A 22,028-nucleotide genomic window follows, 5' to 3' on the forward strand; every position below is an offset into this window, starting at 1 on the left:
TGATTATATAGTCAATCCCATTTATATATATATATCATGGTCTATCTTACACATGATTCTTCGTTTATAGCTAAGAATGACCAACAGTATATTAATTATCTGATATTCAACATTTTATTGACCAGCTAACTGCTATAGTTATTCAGCTATAAAGTTGCACTAATCTATGATAGCAACCAGTTCTTTTAAAAATCTTTTATCCCGAAACTAAACAAAGCTAATATGTGAAATAAAACAAATAAATAATAAAATGCAATAACAAAAATACCGATTGGTATATTTTCATATTATATTTGCACCCAAAATAATATAGAAACATGTCTAAAGCTGATAAAACAAAGGAATATATTATAGAAAGAACAGCATCAATCTTCAACACAAAGGGCTATGCTGGCACTTCTCTTAATGACATGACCGAAGTAACAGGTTTAACCAAAGGAAGTATTTACGGCAATTTCAAAAACAAAGATGATGTTGCTGTCGAAGCTTTCAAATATAACTTTGGTGTTATGTCTAGTCTTTTTTCCTCTGAAATGGCAAAGAAGAAGACATGTAGAGAGAAACTTTTAGTGTATCCATATTTACTAGGAAACTTTTCTGAAACCAGATTTCCTGAAGGTGGATGCCCTGTTTTAAATACAGCTGTAGAGTCTGATGATACTCACCCACTCCTTAGACAGCAAACGATATTAGCGTTTACCAAATGGAAAAACGGAATAATTAATTTATTAAAAGATGGAATTGCTGCAAATGAATTTCACCCTGATATTCACTTGGAACAAGTTTCCCTTACTATGCTGGCTATGCTAGAAGGCGGAATCATGATACGTAAACTTACAAATAATCAAAAGTATATAGATAATATTATTAGTTCACTGCAAGACTATATAAATAGCTTGTAATTTTTTTATCCAACAATATACCAATCGGTATAATATAAAACAAATATTTAAAATGAAACGAGTAGTAATCACAGGATTGGGCGCAATAACCCCATTAGGAAATAACATCAATGAATTTTGGGAAAACATTGTAAATGGGAAAAGCGGAGCTGCCCCATTGACTAAATTTGATTGTTCTAAATTTAAGACACATTTTGGTTGTGAAGTAAAAGACTTCCACCCTGAAGAGTTTTTAGATCGCAAAGAACTTCGTTCCAATGATCTTTTCACTCAATATGCTATCGCTGCGTCTGATGAAGCTATAAAGGATTCACAATTACATCCTGAGACCATGAGCGAAGCTGAACGCTCAGAAATAGGTGTGATCTGGGCTTCTGGAAATGGTGGTATAGGTACGCTTGAAAAAGAACTCAAAGAGTATTATGCAGGAGATGGAACACCTAGATTCAGCCCTTTTCTAATTCCTAAAATGATTGTAAATATGGCTGCTGGAGTTATTTCCATTCGCAATGGATTGCTTGGCACAAACTATGCTACGGTCTCTGCTTGTTCTTCATCAAATACAGCAATTATAAATGCTTTCGACACGATAAGATTAGGAAAAGCAACTGCCATGATTTGTGGAGGTTCAGAGGCTGCTATTACAGAATCATCAATAGGTGGTTTCAATGCACTACAGGCTCTTTCAAAATCAAATGACGATCCACAGGGAGCATCACGCCCTTTTGATGAGACACGTAATGGATTTGTCATTGGTGAAGGTGCTGGAGCATTAGTTCTTGAAGACTTGGAACACGCACTGAAGCGTAATGCAACGATATATGCCGAAATAATTGGTGGTGGTATGGCTGCCGATGCCTATCACATTACGGGAACTCATCCTGACGGTTTAGGTGCTGTACTGTGCATGCAGAAGGCTCTCGCTGACGCTGGTCTTTCTCCTGATAAAATTGATTATATAAATGCCCATGCCACTTCTACCCAGATGGGTGACATTAGTGAATTAAAAGGCATTAAAAAGGTATTTGGCGATAGGTCTATAAAGGTAACAGGTACAAAATCAATGACAGGTCATCTGCTTGGAGCTGCAGGTGCAATAGAAAGCATAATATCTATTCTGTCAATCAGAGATAATATCATTCCGGCAACTATCAACACCGAGAATCCTGACAAAGAAAATCCTGAAAACATAGACTTGGTTCTGCATCATTCGCGTTATGAGCCTGTAAACTATGTACTTAATAACACATTTGGATTTGGTGGACATACTGCCAGTTCCATTTTTAAGAAATATATATAACACTGCAGATCACACCCGTTTGCACATACCGTAATGTTCTATGCGAACCATGATCTACCGCTAGCAGGAGACTCTCTATAGTATCATACTAATTCAGTATCCTGCATAGCAAAAAAATAATTCTATATAGATTATAATTTAAAATATAACAATTATGAAACAGACAATTTTAGTAACTGGGGCATCTTCTGGTATTGGATTATATATCGCCAATAAGCTCCACGAAAGCGGTTACAACGTAATTGGAACAAGCCGTAGCCCTGAGAAATATCAATCCAAAATACAATTCAAACTATTAGCTCTTGATATTACTGATGTCAATTCTATTAAGTCTTTCACAAAAGAACTTTTCAGTCAAATAGACTCTCTTGAAGTAGTCATTAACAATGCAGGGTTTATGCTTACCGGACTTGTTGAAGAAACATCTATTGAATTGGGTAGACAGCAATTTGAAACAAACTTTTGGGGAACAGTAAATCTCACAAACGAATTACTACCTTACCTCAGAAAGCAGAGACATGGAAAGATCATTACCACGGGTTCATTCTTTGGTTTAGTCGGACATCCAAGTGTAGCCTATTACGCTGCTTCAAAACATGCTTTGGAAGGCTATTTCAAATCATTGAGGTTTGAGTTGAATCTATTCAATATCAAGGTAAGCATCATTGAACCGATGTATACCAAATCAAATCTTGAAAGTCACGGTGTTGTTGGTGATGGTAGAATTGCAGATTACGATTCACTTAGGCATAACATCAGTTCCCTGTATAGCAGAGAGTTTGCCAAAGCTCCAGAACCAACAAATGTAATTAAGGCTGTAATGAAAATTATAAATGCAGTAAACCCTAAATTCAGTTATCCTGTTGGTAAGGCAACATCGCTTATTCTTATATTGCAGCGTTTTGCTTACAAGACATTTGAAAGTATTGTTTTAAAGCTTATAAACTCTATTAAAAGATAGCCAGATGAATGTAGTTTAAGCTAGCATCCTTCAACACTACGTTACAACGAAAGAAAGCTTTCTGCTGAATGTTTCGAAAACTCACTGCTGCTCTGCTAAGTGAGATGCGCCTTGTATTAAGTGCAGATAATGTAGGCTTTTTTTATATATAAAATCCTGCATTATCTGCGTGATAATTCCCATTTTTGTCATCTTTGTGACATCATTTTTTCTACCGTATTCTGCACTCCCCCATGCAGTTTCCTCCATTTTTTTTTGGTATATTGATTTATTTTTTATACCTTTGGGAACATGATTAGTCATTATATGGATATTGTATTGTAAATAATTTGTGTAAATATCATACAAATTATCCTTTCTTTTTTATCGTAGATTTATTTTCGATAAAGGAATTTATTCTAAAAAATATAATATCAATCAGCATGCGAAATTGAAAGTATAACCATACTTTTACGTGTGCAAAAAATAAAGACATGTGTGATAACAAACAAACTATATAAGCTAAACTTACTATAAACTTAACAACCTGGACTTGCCTATAATAAGGCATATCCTCGTTTAAAATAAAATATGATAGACTGCTACCGGCATGTTAGCTCATAATATTATGTTACAAACAAGACAATCAATATATAAACCAACATTAAAAAAGGAATGCATATGAAACAAAAGAAAATGAAGCTCGCATCTAAAGATGTAAAGATCATGTTCGAAACCAATTTACAAAACATTCAGCAGATAGCTATATCGAGCTTAAGTGCTGATGATTTCAAACAACAACTATTAAAAGATCTGCATCTAGAAGGAGAAATTCCATTATCACCAGATAAGGAAAACTTGAAACGACTTATTCTTCATGATGGCATGACAATCAAGGAGGCATCTACCGAAAAGATGATCAAATTAGAAACAATCACATGTCTATACAATTTTCTTACTGGCAAGGGAAATATTGAAGACTATAATCCTGATTTTCTGTTTGATGTATATAAACAATTTGAGGAATCCACATGCAGTCAGTCAACATTACCAGATAAAAAGCAAATGATAAGGTGGATGAAAAGATGGGACTCTGGTACTGACTCGAAAATTATTGAAATAAGAAAAGAAAACAAGCAACGCATTATTAACCGATTGATTGAGCGAATTGATAAACATCAGTATGAGAAAAGCCGATATGCTTTTCCTCCTGGAATTAGTTTTATCGAGAAGCAAGAGATGGTTAACCAATGGTGGTCTGATTTCCGTTTTCATCTTTCTATGGCAGCTAGGAGCAGCAGAGAACTCAACCACTTAATGGGGGATACGTTTTCAGATGAAATGAAAGCTATTTACCAAACAGCAAAGAAGAAGGGTATTCCTATTTTTGTCACTCCCTACTACCTTTCATTAATGGATATTTCCGAAAATAATTATGATGATGCAGCCTTGCGTTCCTATGTGTTCTATTCACAGAATTTGGTAGATACATTCGGTAATATAAAGGCTTGGGAAAAGGAAGACCAAGTAGAGGCTGGTAAGCCTAATGCTGCAGGCTGGCTCGTACCAGAGGGACACAATATTCATAGACGCTACCCAGAGGTCGCAATACTTATTCCTGACACGATAGGTAGAGCCTGTGGTGGTTTATGTGCATCATGTCAGCGACTCTACGATTTCCAGAGTGGTAGATTCAACTTCGATATGGAAGCCTTGAAACCTAAGATAACTTGGGATAGCAAACTTAAACAACTAATGAAATATTTTCTTGAGGATAAACAACTTCGCGATATTCTTATTACTGGCGGTGATGCCCTTATGAGTCGAAACGCAAGCCTTAAAAAAATTCTTGAAGCTGTATACGTGATGGCTAAACAAAAGCATCATGACAACAAGAAAAGACCATTAGGTGAAAAATATGCAGAGATACAACGTGTCAGACTTGGTACACGATTACCTGTATATCTCCCCATGCGCATCAATGATGAACTGATTACCATACTTTCTGATTTTAAGAAGAAAGCTATAAAAATTGGTATTTCCCAGTTTTTTATCCAGACTCATTTCCAAACTCCTTTAGAAATTACACCTGAGGTACGTGATGGTATAAGAAAATTGGATGCTGCTGGATGGACAGTTACCAATCAGTTGGTATATAATGTTGCTGCTTCAAGGCGAGGACACACGGCAAAATTAAGAAGGGAACTTAACAAAATTGGTGTTCTTTGCTATTATACGTTCTCTGTAAAAGGTTTTGAAGAAAACCATGCTGTATTTACACCCAACAGCAGATCTCTACAAGAACAGAAAGAAGAAAAGATATTTGGGCAAATCAATGCCACAGAGGCTAATCAACTCATTAAAAATCTTAATAATAATGGTTCACATGAGAAAGGTATTAACCAGATAGAAAAGAAATTCGATTTACCATTCCTTGCTACAGATAGAAACGTAATGAATCTTCCTGGAATTGGTAAAAGCATGACTTTCAATCTTGTAGCTATCATGCCAGATGGATGCAGATTATTGGCATTCTCACATGACAGCACACGCCGACATAGTCCAGTCATAAGTGATATGCCTATCGTGTACATAAAAGAGAATAAATCTCTTGCTGAATACATCAGACAATTAAGCGATATGGGCGAAAAAATCTCAGACTATTCTTCTATATGGAAATATAACACAGGTAAGACCGAACCACGATTCGCTTTCTACGAATATCCTAAACCTGCAGAAGAATATACAACTGATTATTCAAATATTGATCAGCAATCACATTAGCATAACCTAAAGACACTTAACAGGTCTGCTAATTCATATAAGAGGGGAAAATTTCAATACTTTATTTAGTTTGAAATTTTCCCCTCTAGCTCTTAACTACCGTAAAATTATTATTTTATCTTTCTCGTTGGCGATCACTCCGTCTTACTCCTATTAAATATTTTCATAAAGTAACCATAGGTTTAATATTGTGACAATGCCAGCAAGAGAATACAGGAAAGCAGAATTCCATGGTCTGTTTGCGTATTTCCCCATCACCTGCTTGGAAGATGTAAGGCTCACCTGCAGAAATACCGTGAACGGTAATTGAATACTAAGTATCATTTGTGATATCAGTAGGCACTTAAATGGATTGCTGATAAAGAAAATTATCAATAGCGATATGCCTAGAGATAGACAGATACCAATGATAGAGTGAGAGTCTTTGATATTGTATGACTCACCAAAAAGGCCTGCAAAGATACTGCCAGCAGCCATACCGCTGGTAATGGTACTTGATATGCCGGCTAGCAGAAGTGCTATTGCAAAGATGTTAGCTGCGCTATTGCCAAGTAAAGGCGTAAGTAGAGACTGTGCCTGAGACAGTTCTTCTACATGGATACCATTGTGAAAGAATGTAGCTGCTGCAAGCAAAATCATTGCGCTGTTTATCGCCCACCCCACAATCATTGAAAATAATGTGTCAAAAAACTCATACTTCAATGTCTGTTGAATGTACTTGTCTGATCGTTTCTGGATTTGACGACTTTGAATGATTTCTGAATGCAAAAACAGATTATGAGGCATAATCACAGCGCCGAGCACACTCATGATAATCATCATACTGCCTTGAGGTATGCTTGGCACTACCCATCCGTGTGTGGCTGCGCCCCAATCAATATGCACAAGGAAAAGTTCATAAATAAATGAGAGTCCTATCACGGATACAAATTCAATGATGCCACGCTCCATTCTTTTATACGAATTCGTGAAGATCATAATCATTACTGTTACCGTGGTGAGTATCGATCCCCAGACAATAGGCACGTTGAATAGCATCTGCAGGGCGATAGCACCTCCAAGAATCTCAGCAAGTGATGTGGAAATACTAGCAAGCACGGCAGTGATGATAATCGGGCGTCCTATATATTTAGGCGTATATTTATCAGCAGCCTCACTAAGGCACAATCCTGTAACAATGCCAAGATGGGCAACGTTATGCTGTAGTGCAATCAGCATGATTGTAGAGAGGGTGACTACCCAAAGAAGTGAATATCCGAAGTAGGAACCCGCTGCGAAATTGCTTGCCCAGTTGCCAGGATCAATGAAACCAACTGTGACTAGCAGTCCTGGTCCAATATATTTAAATATGTCAAACCCACCCAACACTCGCGGGTGTGTCTTACTTTTTAATTCTTTTATTATATTCATCATGGTTGCGAAGATACAAATAAATTTTAAATGATACGTAATCTTTGCAGAAAAATACTAACTATTGGGGATGTAATTCGGTCGAAAGTAAACAATTACTTAGTCTGACTTCTCCAGTTTTCAGACAGATTTCGCATACTATCGGCAGTTACATTTTCTTAATTTGAATTTGCAGAAAACCACATTATATTTCTGAGTTCAAATAAATAATTCTACCATCACGTTTATCAATTCCTATTTCATAATACATAAATGGTTGATTATATGGTATTGCCTCTATACTCCATACATAACTATCTTCTAATAGTATTTTAAACGGCTCGGAATAAGCTATCTGATCTTTACCATATGTAGCAATTAATAGAGCATTACTTATTTCATAGGCAGTGGCCGCATCTGGCACGGCCCCTACTTTATTGATATTTTTATAATTACTAATACGATATTTTAATGGTTCTAAGAGGGGAGCTTCCGTTCTTATCTCTCCATCATATTTATATTTTGTAATCTTGGGTGGTTCTGGTTTAGTTGAGAGAAAAAATCTCCCAATGACGATCCCAGATGATAATATAGCCAAAGATATAGCAACATTAACAAATAAAGATTTAGTATTAATCATAAGCTATTTTTTCACTAACAAATAAACAATTCTGCCATTACGTTTATCAATCGCAATATGGTAAGACAAATATCGTGTATCTAGTGATTGTGCCTCTATACTCCAAATATAACCATCTTCCAATTGTATTTTAAATGGCTTGTCATAATTTATTTTATCTTTACCAAATGCACGAATAAAGATAGTATTACTTATTTTATAAGCAGTAGCGACATTTGGTACTACACCAGTTTTATTAATATTATCAGAATTACTTCTACGATATTTTGGTAGTGGCATAGGGGGAGGGTCTCCCGTATTAATCTCTCCAGAATATACATATTTTATAATTTTGGGCGTTGGGAGCTTGATTGAGGGAAGATACTTACCTATAATGATCCCACATACAAATATTACCAAAGACATGGCAACTTTCACAAATAAAGATTTAGTTTTCATCATTAGCTATTTTGTTTGGATTTTTAAATAGTTCACTACTTGTAAAATTTAATTCTATATTTCTACTGTCATATGATCAATTCTACCATCACGTTTATCAATTCCTATTTCGTAATAAAACAAAAAATCTGTATTTTGAGATTGTGCCCTTACAGTCCACATAAAACCATCTTGTAATTGTATACCAAAAGATTCGGAATAATCTATCTTATTTTTACCATATGTGGCAATTAATATAGCATTACCTATTTCATAGGCTGTAGCGGCATCTGGCACCGCACCAACTTTATTAATATTCTTATAATTACTAATACGGTGATCTAGTGGCTTTTCAGGGGGGAAACCCGTTTTTATCTCTCCCATATATTCATATTTTTTGGGGGGTGGTTCTGATTTAGCTGAGAGAAGAAACTTCCCTATAACTATCCCACATATCAATATTGCCAAAGATATAACAACATTAACAAATAAAGATTTAGTTTTCATCATAAGCTATTCTGTTTGAATTTTTAAATTGTTCAATTATATAGGCTTATATGCGTTATTCTTAAATCATAAAAAGAACAGAGAGCATAATAACCATTATATTTATTCTGGCATTAATATTTAATGGATATAGGCATTAAAGTAAACTCTGCATCTAACAGTTCTACCATCTTTTAAACCAGGTTTCCATTTTCCCATATTATTTATAATGTTTCTAATTCGACTGCTATATTCCGATTGCATTGATGTTTTTATTGTAATATTAGAAACACGTCCGTCTTTTTCTACGACAAAGCTCATTATAATATGAAAAGGACGAAATCCTTTTTTTGTCTTTTTCCCAAATTGTTTGATTACATATTCTGGATATGCAACCCCTTTTTTAGAAAAATAAGGAAGTATATCTGGCTGTTCACATATAATAGAGTCCTTAGTACTCTCCATCACTGTATGATGCTGGATGCCATAAATTGGTAATATGAAGAAAGACAACACCATTACCAAAAATGATAGATGTATTTTCTCATCATTAATAATTCCAATAAGAATTTTAAATTGTCTGATGTGTAAGTAGAACTGTTTCATGGTCATTTTAATTTCAGGTATTTATCTCATCTGAGAATAACTTATGAACGCAAAGTTACATAATTTTGAAGCTACTACCAAATTATATTGCTAATCATTTTGATACAACTAATATAAGCACATTTTTTTAGAACAATACAGATAGCCTATTCTCACCCAGATTTCACTGATTTCCACAGAGTAGGTACAGCAGCACGAACTACATTATCTCACGCAGATTCACGCAGATAAACTACAAACAATAATTTACCTATGTGAGAATTAAAATACTTATGATTGAAATATATGAACTATCTTATAGTTCTTACTCTTTTTTGTAATTCCTGCATTCTCAGCATCAATTCATCAAATTCAAGAGACTTGCCATAGATAAAGAAGCGTTTCATGTCCACATAGTCCTGTGCCCAAGATTCACGTTCTTTCTCTGGTATCATGAAGCTGATTGTGGATGGGGCATGTAAATCGTAGTTTACATACTTTAGAGAATAGTACGTTCTTCTATGCTCAACAATGGAATCATATAGCGCACGATTCGCCAAGGCATCTTTTCCATAATCAGTATCCATCAACTTCTCAATATCATATAGGTGACGTGACATACGTATACTTCTTGGTTGATCCTTTTGGAATTCCTCTGCCAACAAAAAAATCTTTTCTAAGAAAGTACGTGTAGGCAAAACTGTTTTTATTTTACTATTAGCTCCGTTATCTTCACCTTCAAAGCCATCTTCGACAAAAGAATGGATATCTCTCAACTCCGAAGGTTCGTCCATCGAAAGACAACTTATTTCAATCTTTACACGAGGAGGAATGTAATTAATTGTATCTTCTATAATCGATGGATAATTCAACAGAATCACAATTGGATCCTTATCTGAATCTATTGGATGCCGTTCACCATCCTTATCTTGGATTTTTGTCACATTCTCTATTGTGTAACCAGAAATACCCATTTCTTTCAACCGAGCATCTAATTGAGCGGAAAGAGTCTCGTGGATATAAGTACGAGCTGTTTTACGCAATTTTTCACGTTGACTTTTACTCGTTTTTACAATATTAAAAAAAGAGTGACTTATGGCCAAATCGATGTCTTCAGAAAAGCGTTCTATGATATTATAGCCTTTAGAAAGAGACGTACCACCTTTGAATATCAATGATTCTGAACAATCTGTTTGAAATAATGCCTTAAGAGTTATGGTCACCCACCAATCTTTTTCTATTGCAACCTGATTGACTCCAGGGTGTCCACTCTCAGTTTGTTGTAACATAGCTAGACGATCGACAATACTGTTATTTAGCCATAATTTTTCCATTTCTCTAATTATTTACAAGCATAGGTTTTACTATTCTTTTCATCCAACCAGGCATTAGATCTATGTCTCTGCCAAGATTTTCCTTATCAGGCTCCTTTGAAATGAGTTCGCGAATAACCAGAAATTCCTCTTCACCAACATTATCTTGTTTTAGTGTCCTAAGGGCCTGAACCAATAAGGCTATAAGTCGTGTGCTATAACAGAAATTTTTAGGTACACCACGTTTAAGTATAACTTGATGATTGCTTAATTTGATGGTTCTTTCACTGCCTGTAGTTAAATAGGTATAATTCATAGGTACTTGAGTAGAAAGCCCCAATGTATTCAAAGCCGTCATTCCAGAAGGTAATACTTCTGCTTTATCACGAATAGCAATAGCCTGAACAATTTTTTCAACTGATGGAAATACCAAACCAAAACGGCTGTTTCTTGGTTTTACATATATTCCTTGAGAAATTTTGACTAATACTCCGGTACATGTCAATTCAGACAAGGTGCTCCCCACAAACTCAGCGTGATACTCAGGGAAGTCAGAACGAAATAAAACGCTATCTTCTGGTAATGCTTCTATCCGTTCCTTAAGAGTAGTTTTCTCTATTATAGTATGTTCATCATTCATATAACCTTTGAAATTTTGCTGATTTTTCAAATGCAAATATAAGCATTTATATTTGAACAACAATAAAAAAGCATGCGATTTTTAATTCTATTTAGCCATTTCTTAATAAGATATGCGTTGAAATATAAATGTTAGTATATTTACAACATCAATTCAAGTGCCATAATAGCTTAGAATAACGTTTGCATTCTTAGACCACCATCAAAGATGATATGCGAAATGTGTTTCATTTGATTCATATAGTTTTAATTAATTATTATTTTGTGGATATTCAGTTAATTGTTTTTTAGTGTGATACACCTCTTTTGTTAATGTTTTACTTTACATATATCAACTTTGATTTAGATTGCGCGTATGAATATCATAATCATACATAGGAGCATCCTCGTTAGTCGATTTTAAATGGCACAATATAAGAGGTTGTATCATGTACATACTTTTGCCAATACACTTGCAAAAGTACACAAAAAATAAGAAACAAGGTTGGTCTTACATATTTTTTTAAAGAATAATTCTAAACTATAAAAATAAAAAGGGAAAATGAGCGTCAGCCCATTCCCCTCTGTTGTTATCCTGCCATCCATACCGTGCAGCTAAGTAGCGCTGTGAGCGCTGCGATTAACCATATTAAGTTGGTTATGATTTTAATTAAGTCGTTGAAATCGTGATAGCTCACTCGACTAGTTCTGTGTTTCGTTCTGTTGCGTTCCAAGCAACCCCAGAAGACTTGAAGCGATAGCGATTACTATCTTTATGATCCACGAAATGTTTACTTTGTTCTTATCCATTGTTTGTGTTTGTTTTTAATTTTTTGTTTGTTTAAAAGCAATGTCCCCCTGTGCGCATCAGGGGGAACTATGTTTAAGGCTTTACGACTCCGCCGTTTGGATCACCTGTTTTTGGTGCACCCTTGATCTTGTTGTACTCTGCGTACTCCTTGACTTGCGTACCTGTTACCAATGCCTTGGTGCGTGTCTTTGAACCTGCGTCTACATGTGCTTCTGGACTGAAGCGGATGTTGACTTTCTTGATGTTCTTGGCTGGTGTGAACTCCTTGATGCTGTCTGCACCTACACATTTCAGGGTGAGCTTGAATGAACCTAGTCCTGCGATCTTTACGATTTTTGAGTCCTGAAGTTCGGCTGTCATCACCTCTGCAAGTTCTGTGAGTACCGCTAGTACATCACTCTTTTTAACTGAGCAGTTTGCCTGAATCTTTTCTGCCATGTCATCAAGTTGAGCTATTCCGAGATAGACGGCACGAGCGTAAAACTTGTTATAGGTTTTCAGATTCTTTTTGTTTTTGTTCATGTAAATTTTGTAATTCAGCATGTTTCTTTTTCCTTTCGTTTTAAATTGTTTATTTACTGTTTGAGACTTGCTGAAAGCATCATATATGTGCACCTATAATGTTCCTCCTTTCATTAAGCCCAGTCACCTGATTTTCAAATGACGATGCAAAGGTACTCGTATTTTTTAAGGCTTGCAATGAAATACTCGTTGGGGTGTTAGCCAAAGTTGCGTTACGGTCTGTTTTCCCATAGATTCCCGCTGATATTCTTTTGTTTTATCACTCGTTCTTTGCATGTGTAAACGGCCTATTCTCTCGCAGATTACGCTGATTCACGCAGAGAAAGACAGATTGGGGCAATAATCTGCTAAAGCAGATGTCGCAGAGAACGCAGACAAAAGACAGTTTGGGATTGCGTAACACTGTGAGAATATATCACAGCAATTCCTTTCTAAGCTATCTGATATTTACTAAAATCGTGCATATCTATAGTTTAGAATAATACAAAACTAAGATTAATTCATTCTTTGTATCTAAAAAATGCCCAAATACTGAATTTAGTACCTCGTTTGCTCTTTACTCGATACCTTACAGATATAATCAGATCAAAGGATTATTAGGTTCAGCATAAAGATTATAAATTATAACTCGCTTTACGTAAGATTCTAATTCAGACATCATCGCCAAGCGCATAATAATATTGTGAAGAGCAATCGTAAGACACCTCATTTAATGTTTTACGATTGCTCTTAAATTAAACATTCAAGTTAGAATTGGACATCAATTCGAAGTTTGCCCCCTAATCCTCGTTCAACAATATCAAAAAGCGTTTTCAATGTGATATTTTCACTATCATTCTCAACTTTTGAGATAAAGGAACGTTTCTTGTCAATTTTAGTTGCAAGTTCCAACTGTGTCATTTTCAAATTTTCACGAGCAGCACGAAGTTTTACGCCTATACGAAGTGCTGCCATTTCGCTCTCCAATTTATCTCGCTTTGGAGTGCCAACAGTACCATAATACTTGTCTTTAATCTGATCTAATGTTTTTGTTTCCATATTACACTCCTTTCTTTTTGTCATTATAATATTCTGCCTTTATCCGTTCGGCGCGTTCAATTTCTCTTTTAGGTGTCTTCTGTGTCTTTTTCTGAAATCCACTTAGCAGCACTATTAGTTTATTGCCGTCAAAGAAACAAAATATGCGAAAGATATTTCCATTGAGTATCACTCTAACCTCAAATAGTCCTTCTGTACCTTCAATATACTTAAGATAGGTAACGGGAATCCGTTCAACCTGCTCTATAAGGTCGAGAATCTTAATAATCTTATCTTGGACCTTAGAGGATTGTTCCTTAAAAAAGTCTTCAAAATAGGATTTCTAAGTGGTTACTTCTCGATATTTCATGTGTACAAAGGTAATATATAAATTACATTCAAACAAGAATATCTTTAAAAAAATGATGATATATTTTTATCTAATGCTAATTTCCGGATAAAAATCGTTTTAAAAGAATACTCAATCTATTGCCAAAGAAGAAATCCATTTGTCCGATGGTTACAAAAAAGTTTTGTTACCTTCGGACAAATGTTTTGAGAGATTTACCCCAATTAATTATATCAATAAGTAAATTTACCATTTCCAAAAAACACAGTCATATCCTTACCTTTTATTTCGCATGTATGAACGGCCTATTCTCACGCAGATTATGCAGACAAACCACACTAACGACCAACTGCCTTTCTCTGCGAAATAATGCAGCTTGCTGCATTCATCTGCGTGATCTGCGCTATCTGCGAGAGAATAACACGCAAGAGGACTCAATCTATTTTTGCGCAATGAACCCCCAATGTCTCTCGCTGATTGACGCAGACTACACTCTAAATGAATTTCGTAAAACAAAACTGAACCCTAAAAGTTTTTGTCTAACTTCTGGAGTTCAGTTCAAATTCATATTATCTTATTTTATCCCTAATCTTTTTGAGGATTAGATTCGTCGTCATTTGATTCTTTTGGATTCTTCTTTAACACAAAAACTATCGCTATTGATATTAAAGAAACAATAATAGTCCCAGCCAACCAGTCATGTCCTTTATATCCTAAGAAAAATGCTACAGCTATAAAGATCAAGGCTAAAATAAACCCCATCCACTGCCCAGTCTTGCTTTCTTTTATCCGTGAAGCTATTATTTTCTTTTCGCATTCAACTCTATGAGTTAATTGCTTTTCTGCCATAATCAAAATTCTTTCGGGTGCATCACGAACAACATTTCCATACTTCTTGAAATCATCAGGAGATGGTAAAGGACCACTAAATGAAGTCTCCTGCATAGCAACAAACGCACGAGCTATAACGTCTCGTTTTTCAGGTTCAATTGTTTCTAGAACTTCATTTAAGTCAATTGTTTTTTCGTTTTCTTCAGACTCAGTTAATGTTGGTGTTTCTTCTTTATTTTGTGTTTTTTCCTTATTCATATTAAAGTGGTTATCTTTTACTGAAATTAATCATTGATAATCTAATATCATTTCCAATCGCTTTCCAATCATTTTTTACATCATCGATGTTATTACCTTTCATATAATCAGATAATAAATCCTTTCTATTTATATCAAAAATAGAAGAAAAACCGCTTTGAAAAGATGGTAAATTTCTCATCAATGCAGAATTACGTCGCAACTGACAATTGATTTTATCAACCAATTTATCATTCCTACGAGTTGAATTTATTTGTCTTTCAGTAATCATTCTTTTCATATTATATGATGCAAATATATAAAGAAAATCATTGATAACAATGATTGACATCAAAAATATAGATTTTTGATGTCAGGAATTAACTCTATTTAATCGTTGTTTAGTCCTAAAACAAAAAAACTTAAAATATATTGATGCTAAAACTTAGACAGCCGATCCATTATATTGTTTCTTTCCTTTGCATGTGTGAACGTTCTATTCTCCCGCAGATTACGCAGATACCCCCCAAAACCATATATCTACACCAACTGTCTTTCTCTGCGAAATAATGCAGCCTGCTGCATTTCTCTGCGACCTCTGCGTTATCTGCGAGAGAATAACACGCAAGAGGACTCAAGCTATCTGTGAGATACGCTCGTTCTTTCCGTTCTTTTTCCTTGTTCTTTCCTTATGTGTTTAAGCGGCCGTTCATGCGTTTCTCGCGGAAATATCTTGCAAGTGAGAGCAGAGCCAAGCTAGCTTGAGCTATGCCGAACGCAGCTAGATATTCATAGAATAAACTTCTTCTAAGAAGAAATTCCACTCACGCATTATACTCCTCTCGCAACTTTCTTGTAGTTTTTTCGTGGCATCTTTAGATGCGGTTTCATGCCAACTTTCCGAAAATACGTGAGCAATTGAGGCCGTTTTTCTTTTGTTTCTGCATTTTATTTATTCCATGAATATCTAGCTGCGCTCGGCATAGCTCAAGCTAGCTTGGCTCTGCTCTCACTTGCAAGATATTTCCGCGAGAAACGCGTGAACGGCCGTTATTGTTGTTAGTTTCATTTCCCCAACCTGTCTTTTGTCTGCGTAAATCTGCGCTATCTGCAGGAGAAGAACACATAAGAGGACTCAAGCTATTGCACAAAGAACCCCCAATATCTCTCGCAGATAATCGCAGACAAACCACACCAACGATAAACTGTCTTTCTCTGCGATCTCTGCGTTATCTGCGGGAGATAATGCCGTTAACTCAAATAGCCACAACCTCATTTCTCTGCGGGAGAACGGGCACACCTCTCGCGCACGTACATAGGGTTTTCAAGAAATACTAGCGTCTAAGCGTCTTGTCATTGATTATCAACATGCTACGTTTCAAATCTGCATTAATCAAGTGTCACCATCGTGTCATTTGTTGCGATGTCATAACGGCGAGATTTTCCCCTTGTCAGCTTAAACTTATTCCTCATCAGAATATGTCCCACACGCATGATGTTGCTGTTGTTGATGCTGATGTTACGATACTTCGTTTTCATTTTCTGTACAATCTCCGTTGCCGTGAGACGCATCGCCTTCTCTTCTTTCGCAGGACGGTGAAACATCTCAAAGAAGATGTCGTCCATGCAGTCAATCTGTAGGAAGTCGGCATTCGCAAGCTGAATCTGATGTTCTGCCTCGTTGTCGAAATATGTTCTTGCTCCCGATTTTATCTCCTCAACTGCCTGAGCATACATCTGTTCATAGTTCACTGCCGTACTTGTGTCTATTCGTTCCTTCACCCTGATACACATGTATCGTCGTGAACCGGTATAGTCTATCAACGGTTGAGGATTGTTGGTCGTACCGATGAAAGCTGCATATCGCTTGTGCTGCTGCGTGATGCTCTCATATAGATTTCTAAACTTCACATCAACAGCTTGCAACATGTATTTAAGAAATGCCGTCTGACGTTTTGAAATACTGTCATATTCATCTATGTTTATCAGCATGAATCGGCTCAATGCCTTCACGGCATCCTCCTTCTTCGTGAAGTCCACACGGTCTGTATAGTAAATCTGCTGTTCTTCGGGGATGATCATTCTGCAAAATGTTGACTTGCCGTCTCCCTGTTCACCTACCAACAGCGGAACAAGTGAATTGCCGTGCATGGAATTTCTGCGCATCCACTGGCTCACCATACCGATAAACCATAGATGAAAGTTCTTCACCCAGTCCTGATTATCCGTTTTCACCCTCTGGGCAAACTTGTCTATGCGGTCTTCTTTGTCCCATTTAGGCAGATAACTTATCCAGTCTGCAATCGGGTCGTAATCTTCTGTGAATGATGATTCTATAAATCGTTTCACGTCCTTGTCCCATGCGTCAATGCCCTCAGCCTTTGCATTGATTGTTATCGTGTTGAGAACCTCTTTTGTAACGGAGTTCCACGAAAATATAAAACTATCACGTTCCCTGTATTCGCAGTCGTTTGTAATCTCATTCTTGCGGAAAACATATCTCACGGCAAGAAACGTGCGCAGTCTTTCCATGTCAATCGTCATCTTTGATACCGCACAGTCTGACTTTGGCGCACTCGTGTCATAGACATTGCGGAAGCAGTTGCGCACGATATAATCAAAATTACAATATGGCGTATGTCGCATCAGTCTCTTGATGCAGAATTCCTCCGCAAGACCGTTGCGCTGACAGTTTTTCGCAAGTTCCGTCACGATTTCGTCCATATCCATATCCACGGCACTATTAATGAGATTCAGGAATATTGTCTGAAACTTCGCCATTGCCATGTGCTGCTTTTCGTAAAAAGGAATCACGCCACTTTCCCTGCCTGCATTGTAGCTTGTCTTCTTCATCTGATAGCGAATATCACTTTTCACCCTCTTCTCTACGCCTTCATGTGGCTGCTGAAGAATCATCGGTATAGCACTGGCATTAAGAAAAACGTGCTCGTCGGTGCTTATTCTGCATACAGTCTGAGTCGTAGGCACTGTTCGCTCGCATTTAATGCCTAGTTCTGCCTCGTAAAACTTAGCACATGTGAAGTAGGCATGCTGATGAAAGAAGCAGATGTCCTGTTCTGTCTGTGGCAGCGTACCGTCTGGCAGTGTAAATGCCACTACGATTTTCAGTGACTTCGCCGATGCGCCAGTAAAGCACATCAATGTCTGCGGAAGTCCCTCTGCAAGAAACTTCAGATTGTTCAGCCAACCGTCCTCTGCCTTGAACGACAGCAAAACATAGCCCGTGTACTGTTTTCTGCACAAAGAAAACTGTATCTGTGGCAGTTCTGCCGTCTCAGCAAGCTTCATACCCGCAATATTGGGGTATGAGTTGAGGGCATATCGCAGTTTATTGCACTGTTTTTGGTATTTTTCACCTCGAATCATGACAAACAAATCGTCAAGACTCGTCAATTTTTGTTTGATTTCTTTTTTTGTCTTATACAAGACGTTGATTTTAGCTATATTCATTCTGTTTTTTCGTTTTTATGATCAAAATTTCCGTTCTACGAAGCATTGTTTGCGTTTGTACGTGGAAACGTTTCTGTTGCTACGACATAAAGTTTGCGTTTCATCGATCAAACGTTTCCGTTTCTACGTAGAAACGTTTTTGTTATTTGCCATTTTACCGACAGTATGTTTTTGAAAAACAGCATCTAATACGTTGATTATCAGTAAATAGACGTTTCGACGCTTATTAATTTGTAAAACCTATGTATCATTTTCAAGTTCCCTGAGTATGCGCCTTACCCGTGAGGGCTTGATGTAGTACTCATATTTGCACTGGTTGCATACCTGTCGATAGGTTCCAGATTTCATGCGTTCTAACTTCTGTTTAGGAAGTTCCCTTCCGCATTTCTGGCATCTGATTGTTTCGGGGAGTGTTCCCCGATTGATAAATTTGACATAATCGTTGTTTGTTTTAAAAGTTAATATTTAGAACGGGCATTCAGGCAGAGTAACTGGGCTGAAGTCAATCTCCTGAGAAGTGGCTTCATGCTTCGTCCAGTCAGCCGTATCCTCACTGATGGGACTATACGTCTTATCGAAGTTCTGATTGCAGCCAGCGTATCGCATTGTGTCCGTGGAATACTTCAGCGCAACGGTACCCGTCTTTCCGATCTCATTCCAACGGCATTTGATGCAGTTCCAGTACGTTACTTCCTTCAGCGGATCCTCATCCTTCTTACGGTCCAGCCAGAACACGTAATCACTCTTGTTTCCGAAGTCACTACTACCGAAGATGTCGTTGATGGTGAGCTTGGTCTTGTCGTCAAACTTGCGGGGATGGTGCATCATGAACACGGGCACTTTGTACTGATGGGCGAACTGCACAATCTTCATCAGCAGCATCGTGTACTTCATCGTGTCCGTGATACCAGTCTGCTCAGGCAACTGAATCCAGTTGAATGGATCTATTATCAGCATGTCGCACAGTCCCTGATAATACTCCTGCTGCGCTATATGCAGGATGCCGTCGATGTCGTTGGTCACGTTGGCGTCAATCTCACGGATGTACTCCCTACAGATGTCCTTTGCCCGCTGATAGGCTGGCTCAATCAGCTTGCCCTTGCTGAACTCCTTACCAGTCATCACGTTGATCATCTCCGAATAGTGACGGGCTGTAGGATATTTCTCAGGACTATAAACGAGGATGTGCGTGCCATAAAGATGCACCATGCTCATCATGATGAAGTTCATCATCGTTGACTTTCCACTGCCCGGAGCAGCAAAACCAAGATAAATCAGTCCGTCCTCAATCCTGAAGATGTTGTTCAGCTTCGCCACGTGCAGGTCCTTCGCCTTCGGAAGTCCGTTCTCGTAAAGGTCATCAAGCTGCGACTCCACGCTGTCGAGTTCCACAAGTCCCGCAACATTCATCTTCTTTGCGTGCTCAATGCACCACACCACGGCATCCCTGCCTTTCTCCATGAGCATCTGGTTGGCATCCTTGGCACAGTGCATGTTGTCCTCGCCCTTGTCATCCTTCCATCTGTAAGTCCAGTCAACGCTCTTCATCCGTGACTCCCCGAAGTAGGCAGCCACCTTGTTGCGTGCCTCAATACCTGGTTCGTCCGTATCTCCCGCATAGATAATCGTTGCCCCGCTGAAATAGTCCTTGTACTTATCGAAACATCGCAGGTCGCTCTGTGCACCATTTGGCAGACTCACCACCGCCTCATAGCCACATTCGGTGCAGGCTGCCGTGTCCATCATTCCCTCGGTGATGAGTATCTGCGAGGCACCTATGGCACTGTTGACATTATAAGGAATCTTCTCGCAGCCCTGTTCAAAGAAGAACTTCTTTTCAGTCTTTGAAGCCAGCTTAAACTGCACGTCAATGGTGTTGCTGCCGTCGATGAAGGGAAATCCTATATATTCTTCTTTCGTCGCTCCGTGCTCAATCACCCTTGTCCGTATTCCAAGTTTATGCGCCGTGTCGGTACTGATGCATCTGTATTTGAGATACTCCATTGTCTTTATGCCGAAGTTGGGCATGAAATAATCAGCCGTTGGCAGGTTGTATTTCTTCTTGGCATATCGCTTTTCCTGTCCTTCCTTCCATGTCTTGAAATGGCTTTCAAGTAGAAACACCGTTCCGCATCTGAAGCAGTGCCCCCAACCCGTATCAAGGTCAATACTCACGCAGTCGGAGTTTGGCTTGTTGCCCTCGTGGCTGCTGCATTCAGGACACTTGCATCTTATCTTTCCGCTCGTCTTTGCGCTTGTTGAGCGTGAGATCTGTAAATCCTCCTTTGCTACAACCTTGTGACCGTAGCCGTCATCATACGTCTGTGCCATGTGCTATTTGATGTTATGAATTCGGCGGTACTCGTCGTAATAGTCAGACCGTGCAGCCATTTCAGGGTCCATCCTGAAATCACCAACTGGAATGAATTCAAGTTTTATCCAGCTCCATATCGTGTTTGGATCAATCTGCCGTGGAGCATCAGGCGGTATAATCTGGTGGTGTGAATCATATCGTCTGCCATTCTCTTTGTAGTCGTAATAATCGTCCTCACAGCATTCCATAGCGGTCTTCCTAACCATTTCGTCGTATTTGTATTGCTTGTAGTATTCATCAAACGCCTCTCTTGTCTTGCGTCCCTGTTGGAGCAGATTACAGAAATACCATCTTGCATTTTCATCCGTGTCAAAGGTCTTACCCTTTGCCTTACACTGCATGCCGAACCATTCCATACAGGCATCAGCAACAGTCTTGTCGGTAAGGTCCAGAGCCGTGACACCCGAAATGGACTTCACCCAGTCGGCGTCAGCAAATGATTTTTTGATAGAATCAGAAGAAGAACCAACGTTTGCGTTTACGTCATCGCTTTTAATATTCGTAGTCGTAGACGAAGAATATTTTTTATCTTTATCTATATTTTCTTTATCTCTATTTCTATCTTTATGTTCTATATAGTGGGAGTGCTGATTTTCAGTGAGTTGCGGAGTTATTTTTGCAACTTTTTTTGAAAATGTTGCAACTTTGTTGGAACTTTTTTGATTTTTCTTACAACTTTCATTGGCTTTCTTTGTGCTTTTCCACCCTCCAATACACTCCTTAATCTCTTCATCAGAAGGGTGTTCTGGCAAGCCAAGCGTAGTACGCAGATAAGGACTGTAAAAAATATCGGTGTCTTTTGGACTGCAAAACAATCCGTAGTTATTAATGATCTCTAGCAGGAACTTTTTATTCTTTCCCATTGCTCTTGCAAGACTTGGGATGCTGATATAACTTCCCAGTCCGTTCCTGCGGTCAACGAGGTACTCAAAGATAAACATGATTGCTCCACGTCCTTCAAGTCGGTGATTGATGTCTAATTTTTGCATTTCCTCACTATTAAGGAAATTTGATGATAGCATATAGTATTTCATGATTATTT

Annotated in this window: 21 protein-coding genes; 4 read left to right on the forward strand and 17 right to left on the reverse strand. The window is 37.8% G+C overall.

Annotated elements, in window-relative coordinates:
- The first annotated feature begins 317 nt into the window (after window positions 1-317).
- The 3 genes from prwr041_RS13180 to prwr041_RS13190 all read left to right on the forward strand — a co-directional run bounded on the left by prwr041_RS13180 (window position 318) and on the right by prwr041_RS13190 (window position 3,163).
- Complete coding sequence (locus prwr041_RS13180; protein ID WP_207154246.1) at window positions 318-902, forward strand: TetR/AcrR family transcriptional regulator; 585 nt, start codon at window positions 318-320, stop codon at window positions 900-902.
- 52 nt (window positions 903-954) lie between these two features.
- On the forward strand, window positions 955-2,202 hold the full coding sequence (fabF, locus tag prwr041_RS13185) for a beta-ketoacyl-ACP synthase II (protein ID WP_207154247.1): 1,248 nt from the start codon (window positions 955-957) through the stop codon (window positions 2,200-2,202).
- A 154-nt stretch (window positions 2,203-2,356) separates the two neighbouring features.
- Window positions 2,357-3,163, forward strand: a complete 807-nt coding sequence (locus prwr041_RS13190) for an SDR family NAD(P)-dependent oxidoreductase (RefSeq protein ID WP_207154248.1) — start codon at window positions 2,357-2,359, stop codon at window positions 3,161-3,163.
- Between the two features lie 81 nt (window positions 3,164-3,244).
- Here the strand turns inward: prwr041_RS13190 and prwr041_RS13195 are convergent, their stop codons facing one another.
- On the reverse strand, window positions 3,245-3,466 hold the full coding sequence (locus prwr041_RS13195) for a hypothetical protein (RefSeq protein WP_207154249.1): 222 nt from the start codon (window positions 3,464-3,466) through the stop codon (window positions 3,245-3,247).
- A 357-nt stretch (window positions 3,467-3,823) separates the two neighbouring features.
- Between prwr041_RS13195 and prwr041_RS13200 the strand changes: the two genes are divergently transcribed.
- On the forward strand, window positions 3,824-5,926 hold the full coding sequence (locus prwr041_RS13200; protein WP_207154250.1) for a KamA family radical SAM protein: 2,103 nt from the start codon (window positions 3,824-3,826) through the stop codon (window positions 5,924-5,926).
- A 153-nt stretch (window positions 5,927-6,079) separates the two neighbouring features.
- Here prwr041_RS13200 and prwr041_RS13205 read toward each other — a convergent pair whose 3' ends face one another.
- The 16 genes from prwr041_RS13205 to prwr041_RS13280 all read right to left on the reverse strand — a co-directional run bounded on the left by prwr041_RS13205 (window position 6,080) and on the right by prwr041_RS13280 (window position 22,020).
- The gene (locus tag prwr041_RS13205) at window positions 6,080-7,339 is read right to left on the reverse strand and encodes an Nramp family divalent metal transporter (protein ID WP_207154251.1); all 1,260 of its coding nucleotides are present in this window, start codon (window positions 7,337-7,339) and stop codon (window positions 6,080-6,082) included.
- 181 nt (window positions 7,340-7,520) lie between these two features.
- Window positions 7,521-7,955 carry an NTF2 fold immunity protein gene (locus prwr041_RS13210; RefSeq protein ID WP_207154252.1) on the reverse strand — a complete coding sequence of 145 codons (435 nt, stop codon included), beginning with the start codon at window positions 7,953-7,955 and terminating at the stop codon, window positions 7,521-7,523.
- A gap of 3 nt (window positions 7,956-7,958) precedes the next feature.
- Window positions 7,959-8,396, reverse strand: coding sequence for an NTF2 fold immunity protein (locus prwr041_RS13215; protein WP_207154253.1), 438 nt, complete (start codon window positions 8,394-8,396; stop codon window positions 7,959-7,961).
- A gap of 51 nt (window positions 8,397-8,447) precedes the next feature.
- Entirely contained in the window at window positions 8,448-8,882 is a 435-nt protein-coding gene (locus tag prwr041_RS13220) for a hypothetical protein (protein WP_207154254.1), read from the reverse strand.
- Between the two features lie 117 nt (window positions 8,883-8,999).
- Window positions 9,000-9,464 (reverse strand): energy transducer TonB, encoded by a 465-nt coding sequence (locus prwr041_RS13225; RefSeq protein ID WP_207154255.1) that lies wholly within the window; start codon window positions 9,462-9,464, stop codon window positions 9,000-9,002.
- Between the two features lie 290 nt (window positions 9,465-9,754).
- Window positions 9,755-10,777 carry a nucleotidyl transferase AbiEii/AbiGii toxin family protein gene (locus prwr041_RS13230; protein ID WP_207154256.1) on the reverse strand — a complete coding sequence of 341 codons (1,023 nt, stop codon included), beginning with the start codon at window positions 10,775-10,777 and terminating at the stop codon, window positions 9,755-9,757.
- Window positions 10,778-10,781: 4 nt separating this feature from the next.
- Complete coding sequence (locus prwr041_RS13235) at window positions 10,782-11,396, reverse strand: DUF6088 family protein (protein WP_207154257.1); 615 nt, start codon at window positions 11,394-11,396, stop codon at window positions 10,782-10,784.
- A 680-nt stretch (window positions 11,397-12,076) separates the two neighbouring features.
- Window positions 12,077-12,184: a DUF6486 family protein gene (locus prwr041_RS13690; protein WP_237072218.1), complete on the reverse strand. Its 108-nt coding sequence runs from the start codon at window positions 12,182-12,184 to the stop codon at window positions 12,077-12,079.
- Window positions 12,185-12,257: 73 nt separating this feature from the next.
- Entirely contained in the window at window positions 12,258-12,707 is a 450-nt protein-coding gene (locus tag prwr041_RS13240) for an HU family DNA-binding protein (RefSeq protein ID WP_237072252.1), read from the reverse strand.
- 747 nt (window positions 12,708-13,454) lie between these two features.
- Window positions 13,455-13,745, reverse strand: coding sequence for a helix-turn-helix domain-containing protein (locus prwr041_RS13250; protein WP_207154259.1), 291 nt, complete (start codon window positions 13,743-13,745; stop codon window positions 13,455-13,457).
- Between the two features lies 1 nt (window position 13,746).
- On the reverse strand, window positions 13,747-14,013 hold the full coding sequence (locus prwr041_RS13255; protein ID WP_207155699.1) for a type II toxin-antitoxin system RelE/ParE family toxin: 267 nt from the start codon (window positions 14,011-14,013) through the stop codon (window positions 13,747-13,749).
- Between the two features lie 645 nt (window positions 14,014-14,658).
- Entirely contained in the window at window positions 14,659-15,162 is a 504-nt protein-coding gene (locus prwr041_RS13260; RefSeq protein ID WP_207153688.1) for a DUF2335 domain-containing protein, read from the reverse strand.
- Window positions 15,163-15,172: 10 nt separating this feature from the next.
- The gene (locus prwr041_RS13265) at window positions 15,173-15,442 is read right to left on the reverse strand and encodes a hypothetical protein (RefSeq protein WP_207153689.1); all 270 of its coding nucleotides are present in this window, start codon (window positions 15,440-15,442) and stop codon (window positions 15,173-15,175) included.
- 1,088 nt (window positions 15,443-16,530) lie between these two features.
- Window positions 16,531-18,612, reverse strand: coding sequence for a VapE domain-containing protein (locus prwr041_RS13270; RefSeq protein ID WP_207154260.1), 2,082 nt, complete (start codon window positions 18,610-18,612; stop codon window positions 16,531-16,533).
- Between the two features lie 465 nt (window positions 18,613-19,077).
- Window positions 19,078-20,943, reverse strand: a complete 1,866-nt coding sequence (locus tag prwr041_RS13275; RefSeq protein ID WP_207154261.1) for a bifunctional DNA primase/helicase — start codon at window positions 20,941-20,943, stop codon at window positions 19,078-19,080.
- A 3-nt stretch (window positions 20,944-20,946) separates the two neighbouring features.
- Window positions 20,947-22,020 carry a hypothetical protein gene (locus prwr041_RS13280; protein ID WP_237072253.1) on the reverse strand — a complete coding sequence of 358 codons (1,074 nt, stop codon included), beginning with the start codon at window positions 22,018-22,020 and terminating at the stop codon, window positions 20,947-20,949.
- Window positions 22,021-22,028: the final 8 nt, after the last annotated feature.

The sequence above is a fragment of the Prevotella herbatica genome (assembly GCF_017347605.1).
Lineage (GTDB): Bacteria > Bacteroidota > Bacteroidia > Bacteroidales > Bacteroidaceae > Prevotella > Prevotella herbatica.

Bases quoted from the DNA above. Each gene is read 5' to 3' on its own strand.
- prwr041_RS13180 (WP_207154246.1), top strand. From the start codon at position 318: ATGTCTAAAGCTGATAAAACAAAGGAATATATTATAGAAAGAACAGCA.
- fabF (WP_207154247.1), top strand. From the start codon at position 955: ATGAAACGAGTAGTAATCACAGGATTGGGCGCAATAACCCCATTAGGA.
- prwr041_RS13190 (WP_207154248.1), top strand. From the start codon at position 2,357: ATGAAACAGACAATTTTAGTAACTGGGGCATCTTCTGGTATTGGATTA.
- prwr041_RS13195 (WP_207154249.1), bottom strand. From the start codon at position 3,466: ATGACTAATCATGTTCCCAAAGGTATAAAAAATAAATCAATATACCAA.
- prwr041_RS13200 (WP_207154250.1), top strand. From the start codon at position 3,824: ATGAAACAAAAGAAAATGAAGCTCGCATCTAAAGATGTAAAGATCATG.
- prwr041_RS13205 (WP_207154251.1), bottom strand. From the start codon at position 7,339: ATGATGAATATAATAAAAGAATTAAAAAGTAAGACACACCCGCGAGTG.
- prwr041_RS13210 (WP_207154252.1), bottom strand. From the start codon at position 7,955: ATGATTAATACTAAATCTTTATTTGTTAATGTTGCTATATCTTTGGCT.
- prwr041_RS13215 (WP_207154253.1), bottom strand. From the start codon at position 8,396: ATGATGAAAACTAAATCTTTATTTGTGAAAGTTGCCATGTCTTTGGTA.
- prwr041_RS13220 (WP_207154254.1), bottom strand. From the start codon at position 8,882: ATGATGAAAACTAAATCTTTATTTGTTAATGTTGTTATATCTTTGGCA.
- prwr041_RS13225 (WP_207154255.1), bottom strand. From the start codon at position 9,464: ATGAAACAGTTCTACTTACACATCAGACAATTTAAAATTCTTATTGGA.
- prwr041_RS13230 (WP_207154256.1), bottom strand. From the start codon at position 10,777: ATGGAAAAATTATGGCTAAATAACAGTATTGTCGATCGTCTAGCTATG.
- prwr041_RS13235 (WP_207154257.1), bottom strand. From the start codon at position 11,396: ATGAATGATGAACATACTATAATAGAGAAAACTACTCTTAAGGAACGG.
- prwr041_RS13690 (WP_237072218.1), bottom strand. From the start codon at position 12,184: ATGGATAAGAACAAAGTAAACATTTCGTGGATCATAAAGATAGTAATC.
- prwr041_RS13240 (WP_237072252.1), bottom strand. From the start codon at position 12,707: ATGAACAAAAACAAAAAGAATCTGAAAACCTATAACAAGTTTTACGCT.
- prwr041_RS13250 (WP_207154259.1), bottom strand. From the start codon at position 13,745: ATGGAAACAAAAACATTAGATCAGATTAAAGACAAGTATTATGGTACT.
- prwr041_RS13260 (WP_207153688.1), bottom strand. From the start codon at position 15,162: ATGAATAAGGAAAAAACACAAAATAAAGAAGAAACACCAACATTAACT.
- prwr041_RS13265 (WP_207153689.1), bottom strand. From the start codon at position 15,442: ATGAAAAGAATGATTACTGAAAGACAAATAAATTCAACTCGTAGGAAT.
- prwr041_RS13270 (WP_207154260.1), bottom strand. From the start codon at position 18,612: ATGAATATAGCTAAAATCAACGTCTTGTATAAGACAAAAAAAGAAATC.
- prwr041_RS13275 (WP_207154261.1), bottom strand. From the start codon at position 20,943: ATGGCACAGACGTATGATGACGGCTACGGTCACAAGGTTGTAGCAAAG.
- prwr041_RS13280 (WP_237072253.1), bottom strand. From the start codon at position 22,020: ATGAAATACTATATGCTATCATCAAATTTCCTTAATAGTGAGGAAATG.